This is a genomic window from Streptomyces sp. DI166, assembly GCF_900091315.1.
In the GTDB taxonomy this organism is placed as follows: Bacteria; Actinomycetota; Actinomycetes; order Streptomycetales; family Streptomycetaceae; genus Streptomyces; species Streptomyces fuscus.
The window spans coordinates 48,644-61,994 of sequence record NZ_FLSP01000047.1; the positions used below are offsets into that span (position 1 = coordinate 48,644).

The 13,351-nt window shown below is 72.4% G+C and carries 15 protein-coding genes; 6 read left to right on the forward strand and 9 right to left on the reverse strand.

Going from position 1 to position 13,351, the window contains the following annotated elements:
- Positions 1-49 precede the first annotated feature (49 nt).
- On the reverse strand, positions 50-412 hold the full coding sequence (locus tag GA0115233_RS22680) for a hypothetical protein (protein ID WP_093722118.1): 363 nt from the start codon (positions 410-412) through the stop codon (positions 50-52).
- A 233-nt stretch (positions 413-645) separates the two neighbouring features.
- Positions 646-1,611 carry a pirin family protein gene (locus tag GA0115233_RS22685; RefSeq protein ID WP_093722119.1) on the reverse strand — a complete coding sequence of 322 codons (966 nt, stop codon included), beginning with the start codon at positions 1,609-1,611 and terminating at the stop codon, positions 646-648.
- 116 nt (positions 1,612-1,727) lie between these two features.
- On the opposite strand from GA0115233_RS22685, the gene GA0115233_RS22690 reads away from it, so the two are divergent.
- Both GA0115233_RS22690 and GA0115233_RS22695 read left to right on the forward strand, forming a co-directional pair.
- Positions 1,728-2,213: a MarR family winged helix-turn-helix transcriptional regulator gene (locus GA0115233_RS22690; protein WP_093722120.1), complete on the forward strand. Its 486-nt coding sequence runs from the start codon at positions 1,728-1,730 to the stop codon at positions 2,211-2,213.
- Positions 2,210-2,659, forward strand: coding sequence for a MarR family winged helix-turn-helix transcriptional regulator (locus GA0115233_RS22695; protein WP_093722121.1), 450 nt, complete (start codon positions 2,210-2,212; stop codon positions 2,657-2,659). Before GA0115233_RS22690 ends, GA0115233_RS22695 begins: the two co-directional genes overlap by 4 nt.
- Here the strand turns inward: GA0115233_RS22695 and GA0115233_RS22700 are convergent, their stop codons facing one another.
- Positions 2,660-4,054: a PepSY-associated TM helix domain-containing protein gene (locus GA0115233_RS22700; RefSeq protein ID WP_093722122.1), complete on the reverse strand. Its 1,395-nt coding sequence runs from the start codon at positions 4,052-4,054 to the stop codon at positions 2,660-2,662.
- Positions 4,055-4,177: 123 nt separating this feature from the next.
- Here GA0115233_RS22700 and GA0115233_RS22705 point away from each other — a divergent pair, with 123 nt between their 5' ends.
- Positions 4,178-4,825: a peptide deformylase gene (locus GA0115233_RS22705; RefSeq protein ID WP_093722123.1), complete on the forward strand. Its 648-nt coding sequence runs from the start codon at positions 4,178-4,180 to the stop codon at positions 4,823-4,825.
- Between the two features lie 21 nt (positions 4,826-4,846).
- On the opposite strand, the gene GA0115233_RS22710 is transcribed toward GA0115233_RS22705, so the two are convergent.
- Positions 4,847-5,512 carry a hypothetical protein gene (locus tag GA0115233_RS22710; RefSeq protein WP_176711904.1) on the reverse strand — a complete coding sequence of 222 codons (666 nt, stop codon included), beginning with the start codon at positions 5,510-5,512 and terminating at the stop codon, positions 4,847-4,849.
- 133 nt (positions 5,513-5,645) lie between these two features.
- On the opposite strand from GA0115233_RS22710, the gene GA0115233_RS22715 reads away from it, so the two are divergent.
- A complete protein-coding gene (locus GA0115233_RS22715; RefSeq protein WP_093722124.1) occupies positions 5,646-6,239 on the forward strand; it encodes an ArsR/SmtB family transcription factor in 594 nt (197 codons plus the stop codon).
- A 9-nt stretch (positions 6,240-6,248) separates the two neighbouring features.
- Here the strand turns inward: GA0115233_RS22715 and GA0115233_RS22720 are convergent, their stop codons facing one another.
- Positions 6,249-7,682, reverse strand: a complete 1,434-nt coding sequence (locus GA0115233_RS22720; RefSeq protein WP_093722131.1) for a dihydrolipoyl dehydrogenase family protein — start codon at positions 7,680-7,682, stop codon at positions 6,249-6,251.
- A 151-nt stretch (positions 7,683-7,833) separates the two neighbouring features.
- Here GA0115233_RS22720 and trxA point away from each other — a divergent pair, with 151 nt between their 5' ends.
- Positions 7,834-8,220 carry a thioredoxin gene (gene trxA, locus GA0115233_RS22725; RefSeq protein WP_093722125.1) on the forward strand — a complete coding sequence of 129 codons (387 nt, stop codon included), beginning with the start codon at positions 7,834-7,836 and terminating at the stop codon, positions 8,218-8,220.
- 3 nt (positions 8,221-8,223) lie between these two features.
- Here the strand turns inward: trxA and GA0115233_RS22730 are convergent, their stop codons facing one another.
- From GA0115233_RS22730 to GA0115233_RS22745, 4 genes are all read right to left on the reverse strand, one after another.
- Positions 8,224-9,660, reverse strand: coding sequence for a benzaldehyde dehydrogenase (locus GA0115233_RS22730; protein WP_093722126.1), 1,437 nt, complete (start codon positions 9,658-9,660; stop codon positions 8,224-8,226).
- A 28-nt stretch (positions 9,661-9,688) separates the two neighbouring features.
- Complete coding sequence (locus GA0115233_RS22735; protein WP_093722127.1) at positions 9,689-10,867, reverse strand: 4-hydroxybenzoate 3-monooxygenase; 1,179 nt, start codon at positions 10,865-10,867, stop codon at positions 9,689-9,691.
- Positions 10,868-10,883: 16 nt separating this feature from the next.
- On the reverse strand, positions 10,884-11,897 hold the full coding sequence (locus tag GA0115233_RS22740) for a LacI family DNA-binding transcriptional regulator (RefSeq protein ID WP_093722132.1): 1,014 nt from the start codon (positions 11,895-11,897) through the stop codon (positions 10,884-10,886).
- A gap of 64 nt (positions 11,898-11,961) precedes the next feature.
- Positions 11,962-12,627 (reverse strand): TetR/AcrR family transcriptional regulator, encoded by a 666-nt coding sequence (locus GA0115233_RS22745; RefSeq protein ID WP_093722128.1) that lies wholly within the window; start codon positions 12,625-12,627, stop codon positions 11,962-11,964.
- A gap of 120 nt (positions 12,628-12,747) precedes the next feature.
- Here GA0115233_RS22745 and GA0115233_RS22750 point away from each other — a divergent pair, with 120 nt between their 5' ends.
- Positions 12,748-13,311 carry an NAD(P)H-dependent oxidoreductase gene (locus GA0115233_RS22750; protein WP_093722129.1) on the forward strand — a complete coding sequence of 188 codons (564 nt, stop codon included), beginning with the start codon at positions 12,748-12,750 and terminating at the stop codon, positions 13,309-13,311.
- Positions 13,312-13,351: the final 40 nt, after the last annotated feature.

A 13,351-nucleotide genomic window follows, 5' to 3' on the forward strand; every position in this document is an offset into this window, starting at 1 on the left:
GCCCGCATTCGCAGCGTACGCGCGCGGCGGGCCCGGTGCGCGGCGCCGGTCAGGGAGCGACCAGCCCCCGCCACTTCTCCGCGTGCAGCAAGGGGGTCACGGCGATGGCCCGGAACCGGGTGGGGGTGCGGAAGGTGATCACCAGTTCTCCCGGCTGCTCGCACGCACGGACGTCCTCGATCTGTGACTGGGGGATGCGCCAGCCCTCGGTCCACGAGGGGAGTTCGGTGTTCGCCTTGAACTGGAGGATGTCGTCCCAGCACTCCACCACACCCGGTATCGCGGCCTGGTCCCCGGCCGCCTCGTACGCGGTCGCGTCCGCGATGAGGGCCGTGCCGGAGCGGACCGCCTCGGCCAGCCGGTCCAGCTGTGCGCTGACTCTGCGATCACGCCACCACGCGAAAATCCCCACTTCAGCCGCCTGTCTCGGGTTCGGGAGTGCCGAGGCAGTGTCCCCCTCCGAGACGATCATGGCAAGCGGCAGCGCCCCGGGGACCACCAGCGGAGAGCGCTACCCGAGGATCACTCCCTGACCGCCTCCACTCCCCTGGCCGCGTACCGGATCGTCCCGAGCACGGAGAATCTGCGGACGCCGGCTCGACGACTCGCTGATCGACCTAAAGCGCCGTTAGCTGCGTCTGACCCTCAGCGCACCCGCCCCCGCGGCTTGAGCGGCGTCACCGGCAGCTCCGGCGCCGGCAGCGGTGCCCCGTCGTACCCCTTCACCTCCCCGAACCGGGTCCCCTCCATCCAGTCCCGGCGGGCCTGTTCGATCTCTTCCTGGGTGCGGCCGATCCAGTTCCAGAACATGATCAGTTCCTCCTCGAACGGCTCGCCGCCGAGGAGCATCAGGCCCGCCTCGGACTCGGCCCGCAGGGGGAGTTCGGTGCGGCCGCAGCCGAGGTAGAGCATGGAGCCGGGGAGGACGGGGACGCCGTCGACGTACGACTCGCCGGACATGGACAGGACGGCGTACTCGAAGTCCGGTTCCAGGGGGAGGCGGACGTCCGCGCCGCGGGCGAGGGCGAGGTCGGCGCCGACGAGAGGGGTGTACGTCGTTCCGGGGGAGGCCGCGCCGTCCAGGGAGCCGAGGATCAGGGTGGCGGTCAGGCCCGGCGCGGTGATCACCGGCAGGTCGGCGTGGTGCTCGAAGCGCGGCTCGGTGTGGCGGTCGCTGTCGGGCAGGGCGACCCAGAGCTGCGCGCCGTGCAGGAAGCGGGCGTGGGACTTGGGGCTCTCCTCGGAGTGGCTGATGGCCCGGCCGGAGGTCATCAGACCCAGTTCGCGGGGGCGGATCGTCTGGAGGCTGCCGGTGGAGTCGCGGTGCAGGACCTCGCCTTCGTGCAGCCAGCTCACCGTCTGCAGGCCCATGTGCGGGTGCGGGGGCACCTGCATGCCGGGCTCGTCGGCGATGTCGTCGGGGCCGTAGTGATCGACGAAGCACCAGGCGCCCACCATACGGCGGCCCAGGTTGGGCAGCAGGCGGCGGACTTCGGAGGACTCGCCGAGCTTGACCCGGCGCGGGCTGAGGAGTTCGCGGACCGGCTCCGCGACGACGAAGCCACGGCCGCCGCACACCGCGGGCACGGCCTCGCGATCAAGATTGCTCATGTCGCCCAAAGTAGCCCTGCCGGGGGCACTCCGTCAGTCCGTCATTCCGGGCGGTTTCGAGTACCGCCGTTCGAAAATAGTAGCCATGGCTATAGTCGCTATGTACAGTATCTGCCATGAGCAAGGTTTCCGAACAGGCCACACCCGGGTTCCTGGTGTGGCGGCTGTCCACGAAGTGGCGGGTCGCGGTCGACCGCGCCGTCGCCCCGCTGGGGCTCACCCACGCGCAGTACGCGATGGTGGCCTCCCTGTACGGCATGCACCGCACCGGAGAGCGGCCCAGCCAGCGACGGCTCGCCGACCACACCGGGCTGGAGGCCCTCTACGTCTCCAAGCTCGCCCGCTCCCTGGAGAGCGCAGGCCTGCTGGAACGCACCCGGGACCCGCGCGACCCGCGCGCCGTACAGCTCGCACTGACCGAACTGGGGCGCGAGCGCACCCGCCAGGCCATCGACGTCGTCCAGGGGCTGCACCGGCAGCTGCTGGCCCCGCTCGGCGGCCTGGACAGCGAGCGCACGCAGGAGTTCCGGCGGACGCTCGCCACCTTGCTCGACGTATCTCTTGAGCCCGACGCACCCCGTGAGACCGAGGAGCAGTCATGACCACCACGTCCACTCCCCCGTTCAACCCCCGCGACATCGCCCTCGCGCACTACGCCTCCCGCGCGCTGCTGGAGAACGTGCTGTCCCGGCACGGCGCCACCTTCCAGCAGTCCGTCACGCTGCGGCTCGTCGCCGTGGCCGACGGTCCGGTCGAGCGGGACGTACTCGTCGGCGGTGTCGTCGAGGCGCTGAAGATCGACGCGGCGGAGGCCGGGTCGGTCGTCGACGAGCTGATCGGCGGAGGGCTGCTGGCACCCCAGGAGCCCTCCGCCGTGCGGATCACGGACGCCGGGCGCGAGCTCTTCGACCGTACGTCCGCCGAGACCGCCCCCATCAGCGCGCGGGTCTACGCCGGTATCCCGGCCGAGGATCTCGCCGCGGCCAGGCGGGTGCTGGCCCATGTCACCGAGCGGGCCAACGCCGAACTCGCCGCCCTGGCCGGGTAGTTATCGCGACTCCGCCGTCCTGCCACGACGGTGGTCGATCTCGCCGAGCACGATGTCGACGGCGAGGAAGGCCAGCAAAGAGATCCCGAGCAGGGGTACGAAGTAGCCGACGACGGCGACCGCCACCGCCAGCGGCACCAGGATCTGCGGGGGTACCTGCTGCCATGCGCCGCGCGGGATCGGGCGTCCGAATGCGGAGCCCCGGCCGCGCTGCCACCACATGCGGTAGCCCCAGAGGATCAGCACGATCAGCGCCAGCGCGAGCAGCATCAGGGCGATCTGGCTGACCAGGCCGAACAGGATGCCGGTGTGCAGGTCGATGCCCCAGCGGGTGAGCTTGGCCAGCACCGGGTAGTCGGCGAAGCGCAGTTCGTCGGTGACCTCGCCGGTGGTGGGGTGGACGGCGACGGAGTCCTGCTTGGTGGGCCAGCTGCGCTGGATCTGCCGTACCACGTACGCCGACTCCGCGTCCGCGGGCGGCACGATCTCGACCGGGTCGCCGAGTCCCTTCGCGCGGGCAGCCGCGAGCACCTTGTCCAGGCCGGCACCGTCCGCCGCCTCCCCGGTGCCGCCCGACGAGGCGCCGTGCCCGGAGTGGTCGCCCGCGCTCGCCGAGACGGAGGGGGTGGCGCCGCCGAGCGAGGTGCGCAGTTCGTCGATGTGGGCGCCGGTGTACTGCGACCAGGTCAGCCCGGTCGCCGACAGGAACAGCAGCCCGGCCGCCGCCCAGGCGCCGACCGTGCCGTGCAGACTCAGGGTGCGGCGGCGACCGGAGGTGCCGCGCAGCTCGCGGCGGGCCCGGCTGCGGGCGAACCACAGCACCAGCCCGCCGAGCGCGACCACCCACAGCCAGCTCGCGGCGAGTTCGCTGTACCAGCGACCCGCCTCACCGAGCCGCAGGTCGCGGTGGAACTCGTCGATCCAGGTGCGCAGCGGCAACGCGCCGGTGGAGCCGTACTGTTCGAGCGAGCCGCGCACCTCGGCGGTGTAGGGGTCGACGAAGACGGCGAGGGTGTGGTCCTCGTCGACGCCCTCGACGCCGGAGAGCATGACCCTGGTGGTCGCGTCGTCCTCGGGTGAGGGGCGTACGGCGGCGACCGTGCCCTCGGGGTGCGCCTTGCGGGCCGCGGCGACCTGCTCGGAGATCGGCAGCTTCTCCTCGCCGACGGGAGCGGTCAGTTCATGGGAGTACACCACCTTCTCGATGGGGAACGAGGCCGCGTACAGGAAGCCGGTCGCGGCGGCGACGAGCAGGAACGGCGCGATGAGCACTCCGGCGTAGAAGTGCAGCCGCAGGATCAGCGGGCGCAGGGGCGCCCAGGTGCGGCGGCCCGGCGCCGGGGCGGAGCCGGAGGGTGGGGCCTCGTCCTTGGTGGTCGAGGGAGCGGTGGACATCGACGGGCCTCTCCTGACTGGGGGGTGCGTAGCGGTCCAGTAGTCGGGCCGCGCCCCGCCCGAGTTCCCGACCGCCGAAGTGACCTGCGCCACACCCGCCCCCCGTCATGGCATCCTGACCCGATGGCATCCCCCACTGACCCCGCGCGCCTGGTCGACCTGGTCGAACAACTCCTCTCCACGGACGGCCCGTTGCCGATCGTCGCGGCCGGCGACCCGGTGCTGCGGCGCGGAACCGAGCGCTACGACGGCCAGTTGGGCCCCGCCCTGCTGGCCCGCCTCATCGAGGCCATGCGTCTGACCATGCACACGGCGCCCGGTGTCGGCCTCGCGGCCCCGCAGGTCGGCGTCCCGCTGAGGATCGCCGTACTGGAGGACCCGGCACCGGTGACCGAGGAGGTACGGCTGGCCCGCGGCCGGGTGCCGCAGCCGTTCCGGGTCCTGGTGAACCCGTCGTACGAGCCCCTGGGCGCGGAGCGCGCCGCGTTCTTCGAGGGCTGTCTGAGCGTGCCCGGCTGGCAGGCGGTAGTGGCACGCCCCGCCCGGGTCCGGCTGACCGGCGAGGACGAGCACGGCCGTTCCCTGGACGAGGAGTTCACCGGCTGGCCCGCCCGTATCGTCCAGCACGAGACGGACCACCTCGACGGCACCCTCTACCTCGACCGCGCCGAGCCCCGCTCCCTGTCCTCCGGTCAGGCGATGGCGGAACGCTGGTCCCAGCCGACCCCCGCGGAGGCCGCCGCGGCCCTCGGGTTCGACCTGCCGGGGTGAGCCCCGGGACGGCCGGAGCTTCTACTCGTAGGGCCGGATGGCCACCCTGACCTTCATGTCGAACGCGTTCGCCCCCGACGCGGACGGCAGACCCAGGGCGTGGTCGAGCATCCGGCCCAGATGACCGCAGCCGCCGGTGCGCGGGGCGGTGAACTCCGTGTCCTGGGCGCCGAAGGTCACGACCAGGGGGTTCGGGGATATCACCCGGGTGGGCTCGGTGTCCTTGAGTATCAGGTGGATCGGGGCGGTGTCGCGCCCTACTGAGCAGCCTCGCGGCAGGACCGGCAGGCCGTGGGTCGGGCGCACCGCGAACTTGATGGCGAACTCGCCGCGCCGGGTGTCGTCGGACTCGAAGTCGGAGTAGCCGCCGTACTGCGGAGTCAGGGTCAGCGGGGTGCGCCCGACCCGGACGGGCGCGGCCTTCATCCCTCCGAAGACCTGGGCGAATTCGCCGTTCACGCGACCCTCGGCGAAGGTGATCTTCATCGGCTCGGTGAGCGGCACGTCGACCCTTCCCATGCGCAGGTGGCCCGTGGCGTGCATGACTTCGCAGCGCCAGGTCCCTGGGTCCGCTTCCGCCGGGAACTCGTCCACGGGCGGGCACGCGGAGAAGTCGAACTCGGGCGGATCCGCGGCCCGTTCACTGCCCTGCGCGGGCGCAACGCCCAGGCAGAGTCCGGCGAGCAAGGCTCCCGCGGCGGGCAAAACGGCTCGGTTCGTTCGGCTCGGTCGCTTCGTCTTCATGCGCCCAGCATTACAGACATTTCTCTGCAGAGGAAGCTCTGCAGAGAAAATTCCGCCGTCCGGGTAGACTGCCGCCATGACGCGGGAACGGGGTACGGACGAACAGCGAGCGGAAGTCGGCGCGCGGCGCACCGTCGACAGCCCCGAGGTGCTCAAGGCCCTCGCGCATCCCCTGCGCCTGCGCATCCTGCGCCACCTCGGCGCGAAGGGCCCGGCGACCTCGACGACCCTCGCCGCCGCGCTCGGCGAGAACACCGGGACGCTCAGCTATCACCTGCGCATGCTGGAGCGCGCGGGGCTGATCGAGGACATCCCGGAGCGCTCCGGCGGGCGGGAGCGCTGGTGGCGCGGAGTGCGCGGGCTCGACATCCGCCGCCCGCCGCAGGGGGAGCTGACGGACGCCGAGCGCGCCGTGTCGGCCGAGCTGGATCGGCTGAGGCTGGAGGAGGACGTCGAGCTCGCGCGGAGGTTCACCGCGGAGCAGGCCGAGTCCGAGGGCTGGATGCGGGGGTCACGCAGCCTCGTCCACCTGACGAAGGACGAACTGAACGCGCTGCACGACGACTACGTGGCCCTGCTCGCGCGCTACGCCCGCGGCCCCGAGGAGGCGCCCCCGGACGCCCGCCCCGTACTGCTGCGCTGGTTCGGGCTTCCCGCGGACCTGGACTGACCCCGGCCGTCAGCTGTCCCGGTACGTCTCCAGCAGGCGCAGCCACACCTCGCTGATCGTCGGATACGAGGGCACCGCGTGCCAGAGCCTGCTGAGGGGCACCTGGCCCGCGATCGCGATGGTGGCGGAGTGGATGAGTTCGCCGACGCCGGGGCCGACGAAGGTGACACCGAGGAGGATTTCGCGTTCCAGGTCGACGACCATGCGGGCGCGACCCCGGTAGCCCTCGCCGTAGAGGTAGGCGCCGGAGACGTTCGCGAGGTCGTAGTCGACGGCGCGGACGCGGTGGCCGGCCTGTTCGGCCTCGGCGAGGGAGAGGCCGACGGCCGCCGCCTCGGGGTCGGTGAAGACGACCTGCGGGACGGCAGCGTGGTCGGCGGTGGCGGCGTGGGCGCCCCAGGGGTCGGTCTCCAGGAGCGGGACGCCCGAGGCGCGGGCGGCGATCGCGGCGCCCGCGATTCGGGCCTGGTACTTGCCCTGGTGGGTGAGGAGGGCGCGGTGGTTGACGTCGCCGACGGCGTAGAGCCAGTCGCTGCCGGTGACGCGGAGGCTGTCGTCGACGGGGAGCCAGGAGCCGGGCTCCAGGCCGATCGTGTCGAGGCCGATGTCCTCGGTGTGCGGGGCGCGGCCGGTGGCGAAGAGGATCTCGTCGGCCTCGATCCGGTCGCCGCCGTCGGTGACGACCACGACGGTGCCGTTCTCACGGGTCACCGAGCGGACGGAGGTGCCTGTGCGTACGTCGGCCCCGGCCTCGGTGAGGCCCTCGGCGACCAGTTCACCGGCGAAGGGTTCCATGCGGTTCAGCAGGCCCTTGCCGCGCACCAGCAGGGTGACCTGCGAGCCGAGGGCCTGCCAGGCGCAGGCCATCTCGGTGGCGACCACTCCCCCGCCCACCACGACCAGGCGTCCCGGTGCCTGCTTGGCGCTGGTGGCCTCGCGGCTGGTCCAGGGCCGCACCTCGGCGAGTCCGGGCAGGTCCGGCAGGACGGCGCGGGTGCCGGTGCAGACGGCGACAGCGTGCCGGGCGGTCAGGACGCGCTCGGTGCCGTCGGAGCCGGTCACCGTCACGGTGCGGGGGCCCGCGATGCGGCCGTGCCCGCGGTAGAGGTCGGCGCCGACGCTGTCCAGCCAGCCGACCTGGCCGTCGTCCTTCCAGTGGGCGGCGACCTCGTCGCGCCGGGCTGTCACCGCCGCGGCATCGAGTGGACCCTGCACGGCGGCGCTGAGGCCGGGCAGGCGGCGGGCGTCGGCCCGGGCGATGACCGGGCGCAGCAGGGCCTTGCTGGGCATGCAGGCCCAGTAGGAGCATTCGCCGCCGACCAGTTCGCTCTCCACGACCGCGGTGGACAGGCCGGCCGCGCGAGTGCGGTCGGCCACGTTCTCCCCCACGGGCCCGGCTCCGATGATCACGACGTCGTACGCGATGGATTCCGTTTCCGTCATGGGGTCAGTCTGGTGGGTGGTGTGCGCCGTGGCCACACGGGTACGAGCGCCGGAGCATGACGGTTCGCGAACGTCCCGCGAGCGGAATACCTGTCCGTCCGACCGTGTTGTGCGGACGGCTCACCCCCGACCCAGGAAGAGGGATCACGCCATGAGCAGCACCGTGGAGCTCACCAAGGAGAACTTCGACCAGATGGTCACGGACAACGACTTCGTCCTGATCGACTTCTGGGCGGCCTGGTGCGGTCCCTGCCGGCAGTTCGCCCCGGTCTACGAGAAGGCGGCCGAGGAGAACCCCGACCTGGTGTTCGGCAAGGTGGACACCGAGGCGCAGCCCGAGCTGGCCGCGGCCTTCGGTATCCAGTCCATTCCGACGCTGATGATCGTCCGCGACCAGGTCGCCGTTTTCGCGCAGCCGGGCGCCCTGCCCGAGGCCGCCCTCACGGACGTCATCGGGCAGGCCCGCAAGCTCGACATGGACGAGGTCCGCAAGGCCGTCGCCGCCCAGCAGGCGCAGGCCGAGCAGAACGGCGAGTAGGGCTCAGAACGGGTACGGCGCCACGTCGCCGCGCACCGTCGTCCAGCGCAGGTCGGTGAAGGCCTCCAGGTTGGCCTCGCCGCCGAAGCGGGCGCCGGTGCCGGAGGCTGCCGTACCGCCGAAGGGCGCGACCGCCTCGTCGTTCACCGTCTGGTCGTTGATGTGCACGATCCCGGTCGGGATGCGCTCGGCGAGGTCCAGGCCGCGGGCGGCGTCGGCGGTGACGACGCCCAGGGACAGGCCGTACGGGCTGTGCGCGGCCAGGGCGGCGGCCTCCTCGACGGTGTCGAAGGGGCGTACCGGCGCGACCGGGCCGAAGACCTCCTCGGCGTAGGCGGGGGTGTCGTCGGAGACGTCGGCGAGCACCGTGGGCCGGTAGAAGAGGCGGTCGTGGGTGCCGCCGGCGGCCAGTTTCGCGCCGTTCGCGGCGCTGGACTCGACCAGGCCGTGCACCTTGGCGAGCTGGCCGTCGTCGATGAGCGGGCCGAGGTGGACCTGGTCGCGGTGCGGGTCGCCGACCGCGAGGGAGTCGGCCTTGGCGGCCAGCCGCTCCACGTACTGCGGGTACAGCGACCGGTGCACCAGGTGCCGTCCGGTCGTCATGCAGATCTGGCCCTGGTGGAAGAAGGAGCCCCAGGCGGCGGTGGAGATCACCGCGTCGATGTCGGCGTCCTCCAGTACGACGAGCGCGGAGTTGCCGCCGAGTTCGAGGTGCGCGCGCTTGAGATGGCGCCCGGCGGCCTCGCCGACGGCGCGGCCCGCCGCGGTGGAGCCGGTGAAGGAGATGACCGGCACCCGCGGGTCGGTGACCAGGGCGGAGCCGGTGTCGGCGCCGCCGGGCAGGATGTGCAGCAGGCCCTCGGGCAGGCCCGCCTCGGCGAAGACCGCGGCGAGGGAGAGGCCGCCGCAGACGGCCGTGCGCGGGTCGGGCTTCAGGACGACCGCGTTGCCCAGGGCGAGAGCGGGGGCGACGGAGCGGATGGAGAGGATCAGCGGGGCGTTGAACGGGGCGATCACGCCGACCACGCCGACCGGGACCCGGCGGGTGTAGGACAGCCGGGGCGCCTCGCTGGCCAGTACCTGCCCGGCCGGGCGGGAGGCGAGCGCGGCGGCCTCGTAGCACTCCTGGGCGGCGACGTGGAGTTCGAAGTCGGCCTTGCCGGGGATGGAGCCGGACTCCCGGACGAGCCAGTCGCGCAGTTCGTCGGCGTGTGCGGTGAACAGGTCCCCGGCCCGGCGCAGTACCCCGGCGCGCACGAAGTGCGGCTGCCGCGCCCATTCCGTCTGCGCCCGTCGGGCGGCCTCGGCGGCCGGGGCGACGTCCTCGGGGGCCGCGAGGGTGACCGTGCCGAGGGCCTCGCCGGTGGCGGGCTCGGTGACGGGGTGCTCACCGCCGTGGAGGGGGTTCGGCTGCCAGGACTTCGGGTCGAGCAACGACATGACGGCTCTCCGTTCGTCACCGCGGGACTCACTCGGGGAGGGGAAGTCCCGTGTAGTTCGCCGCCAGTTCGGCGGCCGCGTGGCGGGATGCGGTGATCCGGCGCAGACGTGCGAGCTGCATCCGTTCGTCGAACGCATCCCCGTCTGGTTGAGCGTGCAACATCTTAGTCATGTCGTAGGAGAATCGGGTGGCCTGCCACACGCGCGCGAGGCACACGTCCGAGTATCTGTCGATCAGTTGTGTCTCGCCTGTGGAGTGCCAGCGCACCAGGGCACGGCTGAGCAGCCGGACGTCGGAGACGGCGAGGTTGAGGCCCTTGGCGCCGGTGGGCGGGACGATGTGGGCGGCGTCCCCGGCCAGCAGCAGACGGCCGTGGCGCATCGGCTCGTGCACGTAACTGCGCATCGGGGTCACGGACTTCTCGACGACCGGTCCGCGCTTCAGGGCCCAGTCGGCGTCGATGGCGAAGCGGGCGTCGAGTTCGTCCCAGACCCGGTCGTCGGGCCAGTCGGCGGGGTCGGTGCCGACCGGGACCTGGAGGTAGAGCCGGGACATGGTGGGCGAGCGCATGCTGTGCAGGGCGAAGCCGCGCTCGCCGCGCGCGTAGATCAACTCCTCGCAGGAGGGCGGGACCTCGGCGAGGATCCCGAGCCAGGCGTACGGGTGGTCGTGGGCGTACTCGCGGCTGAGGTCGGCCGGGATCGCCGCGCGGGAAACCCCGTGGAAGCCGTCGCAGCCCGCCACCCATGCGCAGGTCAGGGTCTCCTCCCGGCCCCCGTGCCGGAACCGCACGACCGGCCGCTCGCTGTCCGCGTTCTCCACGGCGAGGGCCTCGGCCTCGAACAACAGCGGTGGCCCGTCGGCGACTTGGAGTGCGATCAGGTCCTGCACGATCTTGGTCTGGGGATAGATGGTGACGGTGCGGCCGCCGGTGAGGGAGGGGAAGTCGATGCGGTGGCTCTCGCGCGCGTACCTGAGCTCGATGCCCCGGTGGACCATCCCCTCGGCGTCCAGCCGGTTGGCGGCGACCGCCTCCCGCAGCGCGTGGACGGTGCCCTGTTCCAGCATGCCCGCGCGCTGACGCTGCTCGACGTACTCCCGGCTGCGGCTCTCCAGGACCACGCAGTCGACCCCGGCGCGGTGCAGCAGACGGGCCAGGAGCAGCCCGGCCGGGCCGCCGCCGATGATGCCGACGGTGGTACGCATTGGGGCCTCCCGTGCGTCAGCTGGAGTCGCGGTGCACTACCGATGCTCCCAGGACCTTGCGCGTCTCGGGCGCCGCGGCGGGGTCGCGTACCGCCCGGTCGACCAGTTCGGCCAGGTCACGGCCGGACGGCAGCTCGATGTGGACCGTGCTCAGGCGGGGTCTGAGCAGCCGCCCCAGCATCAGGTCGTCGGCGCCGACGACGGCCGTCTCCTCGGGCACAGCGACACCCACGTCCTGTAAGGCGCTCATCAGCAGCATCGCGTACTCGTCGTTGTAGGCGAACACGGCGTCCAGGCCCCGTGCGCGCCAGTCGGCGGCGAGCCGGGCGGCCGCCCCTTCGTCGTAGCCGAGCGGGAGCTCCGTCACGGTGGCGTCGGTGCCGGTCAGGGCCCGGCGCACACCGTCGAGCCGGGGTACGGAGAAGGCCCCCAGGCCGTCCTCGGCGGGTACGACGACGCCGATACGGCGCCGGCCGCGCTCGTAGAGATGCCGGGCCGCGGCGAATCCCACGGCCGAATGGTCCATCTGGAGGGCGTGGGCGCCCTCGACGCACTCGGGGCCGACCGTGACGACGACCCGGGCGCCGGAGCGCTTGAGCACCGTCACACCCTGCGGGCCGAGCCCGGAACCGGGCACCAGGACGGCCACGGGACGCAGCTCGGCCCAGGCGCGGGCGGCCTCGTCGCCGTGCAGGCCGACGCTGCCGTACTGGACGACGGTGTAGTCGAGGCGGCCGAGGGCGGACTGGAGTTCCCTGATGAAGCGGCTGTAGAGCGGGCCGACGGGGAAGGCGGGGGCGGGCATGAGGACCATGCGGCTGTGTCCGGCGCGCAGGGAGCGGGCGGCCGCGTGCGGCACGTACCCGAGTTCCCTGGCCGCCTCGTGCACCCGGCGGCGGGTGGGCTCACTGATCCGTACGGCGCTGGTGTTGTTCAGGACGTAGGAGACGGTCGCGCGCGAGACCCCGGCCAGTCGGGCCACATCGGCGCTCGTGGGGACGGAGCGCGGCGTTTTCGGTATCTGCACCATGACGTACGGCATCTTTGCAGAAACTGTGAACGTCCTTGTGCGCGGGGCCGGTTGGACGGGGCGTTCAGGCCGACGGCGCGGTCCGGGTGAGGCGGTCGACCAGATCCAGCCAGCCCGCCTCGACGCGGTCGGCGGGCATGCCGCAGATCCGGGTGCGGTAGTGAATCATCGACGGGTCCAGGTACTGCATCAGGGTCAATGCAAGGAGTTCGCAGTCGGCGTCGGGGACTATCTGGCGCAGCAGGATCAGCACATGGCCGCGCAGGAAGCGACGGGGGGCGTTGGAGTAGCGGCGTTCGGCCGAGGGCTCGGCGGCCAGCTGGAGGTCGAGTTCGTCGGCGGAGCGGCGCAGCAGGGCGAGGCCGAAAGCTTTCAGCCGTTCCTGGGGCGGCGCCCCGGGCCCGAGCGGGGCGGGGCCGGTGATGACGGCGGCCTGGAACTTCTTCTCGGTGTGGTCGAGCAGTGCCGCGAGCAGTCCGGTGCGGTCGCCGAAGCGCCGGAAGACCGTCCCCTTGCCGACCTTGGCCTCCGCGGCGACCGCCTCCATGGTCACGCAGGACGCGCCGTGCTCCGCGACCAGCTTCCCGGCGGCCTCCAGCAGCCGGGCCCGGTTGCGGGCGGCGTCGGCGCGCAGGCAGGGCTCGTCGTCCGGCGAGCCGAGCTGAAGCAGTTCGGGCGCGTCGGCGGAGGGCTCCTCATGGCTGGGAAACGGCGGCAGGGGCGCGGACATGAAGCCAGCGTAAAGCATCGGGAATGAAACTGGACCGTGGTCCGCTTAAGGTGCTAGAAACTAAACGGACCACGGTCCGATTGGCCCCCCCGACCGCTTGTCTCACTACTGGAGTCCCCCATGTCTGTTCGCATCCTCGCGCTCGTCGGCAGCCTCCGCGCCGGTTCCCACAACCGTCAGCTCGCCGAGGCGGCCGTCAAGCTCGCACCCGAGGGTGCCGAGGTCGAGCTCTACGAGGGCCTGGCCGAGATCCCCTTCTACAACGAGGACATCGACGTCGAGGGCAGCGTCCCGGAGGCCGCCGCCCGACTGCGCGCCGCCGCGCAGGCCGCCGACGCGTTCCTGCTGTTCTCCCCGGAGTACAACGGCACCATCCCGGCCGTTCTGAAGAACGCCATCGACTGGCTGTCCCGCCCCTACGGCGCCGGTGCCTTCGGCGGCAAGCCGGTCGCCGTGGTCGGCACCGCCTTCGGCCAGTACGGCGGTGTGTGGGCGCAGGACGAGACCCGCAAGGCCGTCGGCATCGCGGGCGGCAAGGTGCTGGAGGACGTCAAGCTCTCCATCCCCGGCTCCGTGACCCGCTTCGCCGAGACCCACCCGGCCGACGACGCCGAGGTCGCCGCCCAGCTCACCGAGGTCATCGCGCGCGTGCACGGCCACGCGGGCGAGACCGTGGCGGCCTGACCCCGCGCATCCGGGCGGGGCGGAAACCGAAGGGGTTCCG

Bases quoted from the DNA above. Each gene is read 5' to 3' on its own strand.
- GA0115233_RS22750 (WP_093722129.1), top strand. From the start codon at position 12,748: ATGTCTGTTCGCATCCTCGCGCTCGTCGGCAGCCTCCGCGCCGGTTCC.
- GA0115233_RS22700 (WP_093722122.1), bottom strand. From the start codon at position 4,054: ATGTCCACCGCTCCCTCGACCACCAAGGACGAGGCCCCACCCTCCGGC.
- GA0115233_RS22695 (WP_093722121.1), top strand. From the start codon at position 2,210: ATGACCACCACGTCCACTCCCCCGTTCAACCCCCGCGACATCGCCCTC.
- GA0115233_RS22690 (WP_093722120.1), top strand. From the start codon at position 1,728: ATGAGCAAGGTTTCCGAACAGGCCACACCCGGGTTCCTGGTGTGGCGG.
- GA0115233_RS22730 (WP_093722126.1), bottom strand. From the start codon at position 9,660: ATGTCGTTGCTCGACCCGAAGTCCTGGCAGCCGAACCCCCTCCACGGC.
- GA0115233_RS22715 (WP_093722124.1), top strand. From the start codon at position 5,646: ATGACGCGGGAACGGGGTACGGACGAACAGCGAGCGGAAGTCGGCGCG.
- GA0115233_RS22740 (WP_093722132.1), bottom strand. From the start codon at position 11,897: ATGGTGCAGATACCGAAAACGCCGCGCTCCGTCCCCACGAGCGCCGAT.
- GA0115233_RS22735 (WP_093722127.1), bottom strand. From the start codon at position 10,867: ATGCGTACCACCGTCGGCATCATCGGCGGCGGCCCGGCCGGGCTGCTC.
- GA0115233_RS22720 (WP_093722131.1), bottom strand. From the start codon at position 7,682: ATGACGGAAACGGAATCCATCGCGTACGACGTCGTGATCATCGGAGCC.
- GA0115233_RS22745 (WP_093722128.1), bottom strand. From the start codon at position 12,627: ATGTCCGCGCCCCTGCCGCCGTTTCCCAGCCATGAGGAGCCCTCCGCC.
- GA0115233_RS22685 (WP_093722119.1), bottom strand. From the start codon at position 1,611: ATGAGCAATCTTGATCGCGAGGCCGTGCCCGCGGTGTGCGGCGGCCGT.
- trxA (WP_093722125.1), top strand. From the start codon at position 7,834: ATGAGCAGCACCGTGGAGCTCACCAAGGAGAACTTCGACCAGATGGTC.
- GA0115233_RS22705 (WP_093722123.1), top strand. From the start codon at position 4,178: ATGGCATCCCCCACTGACCCCGCGCGCCTGGTCGACCTGGTCGAACAA.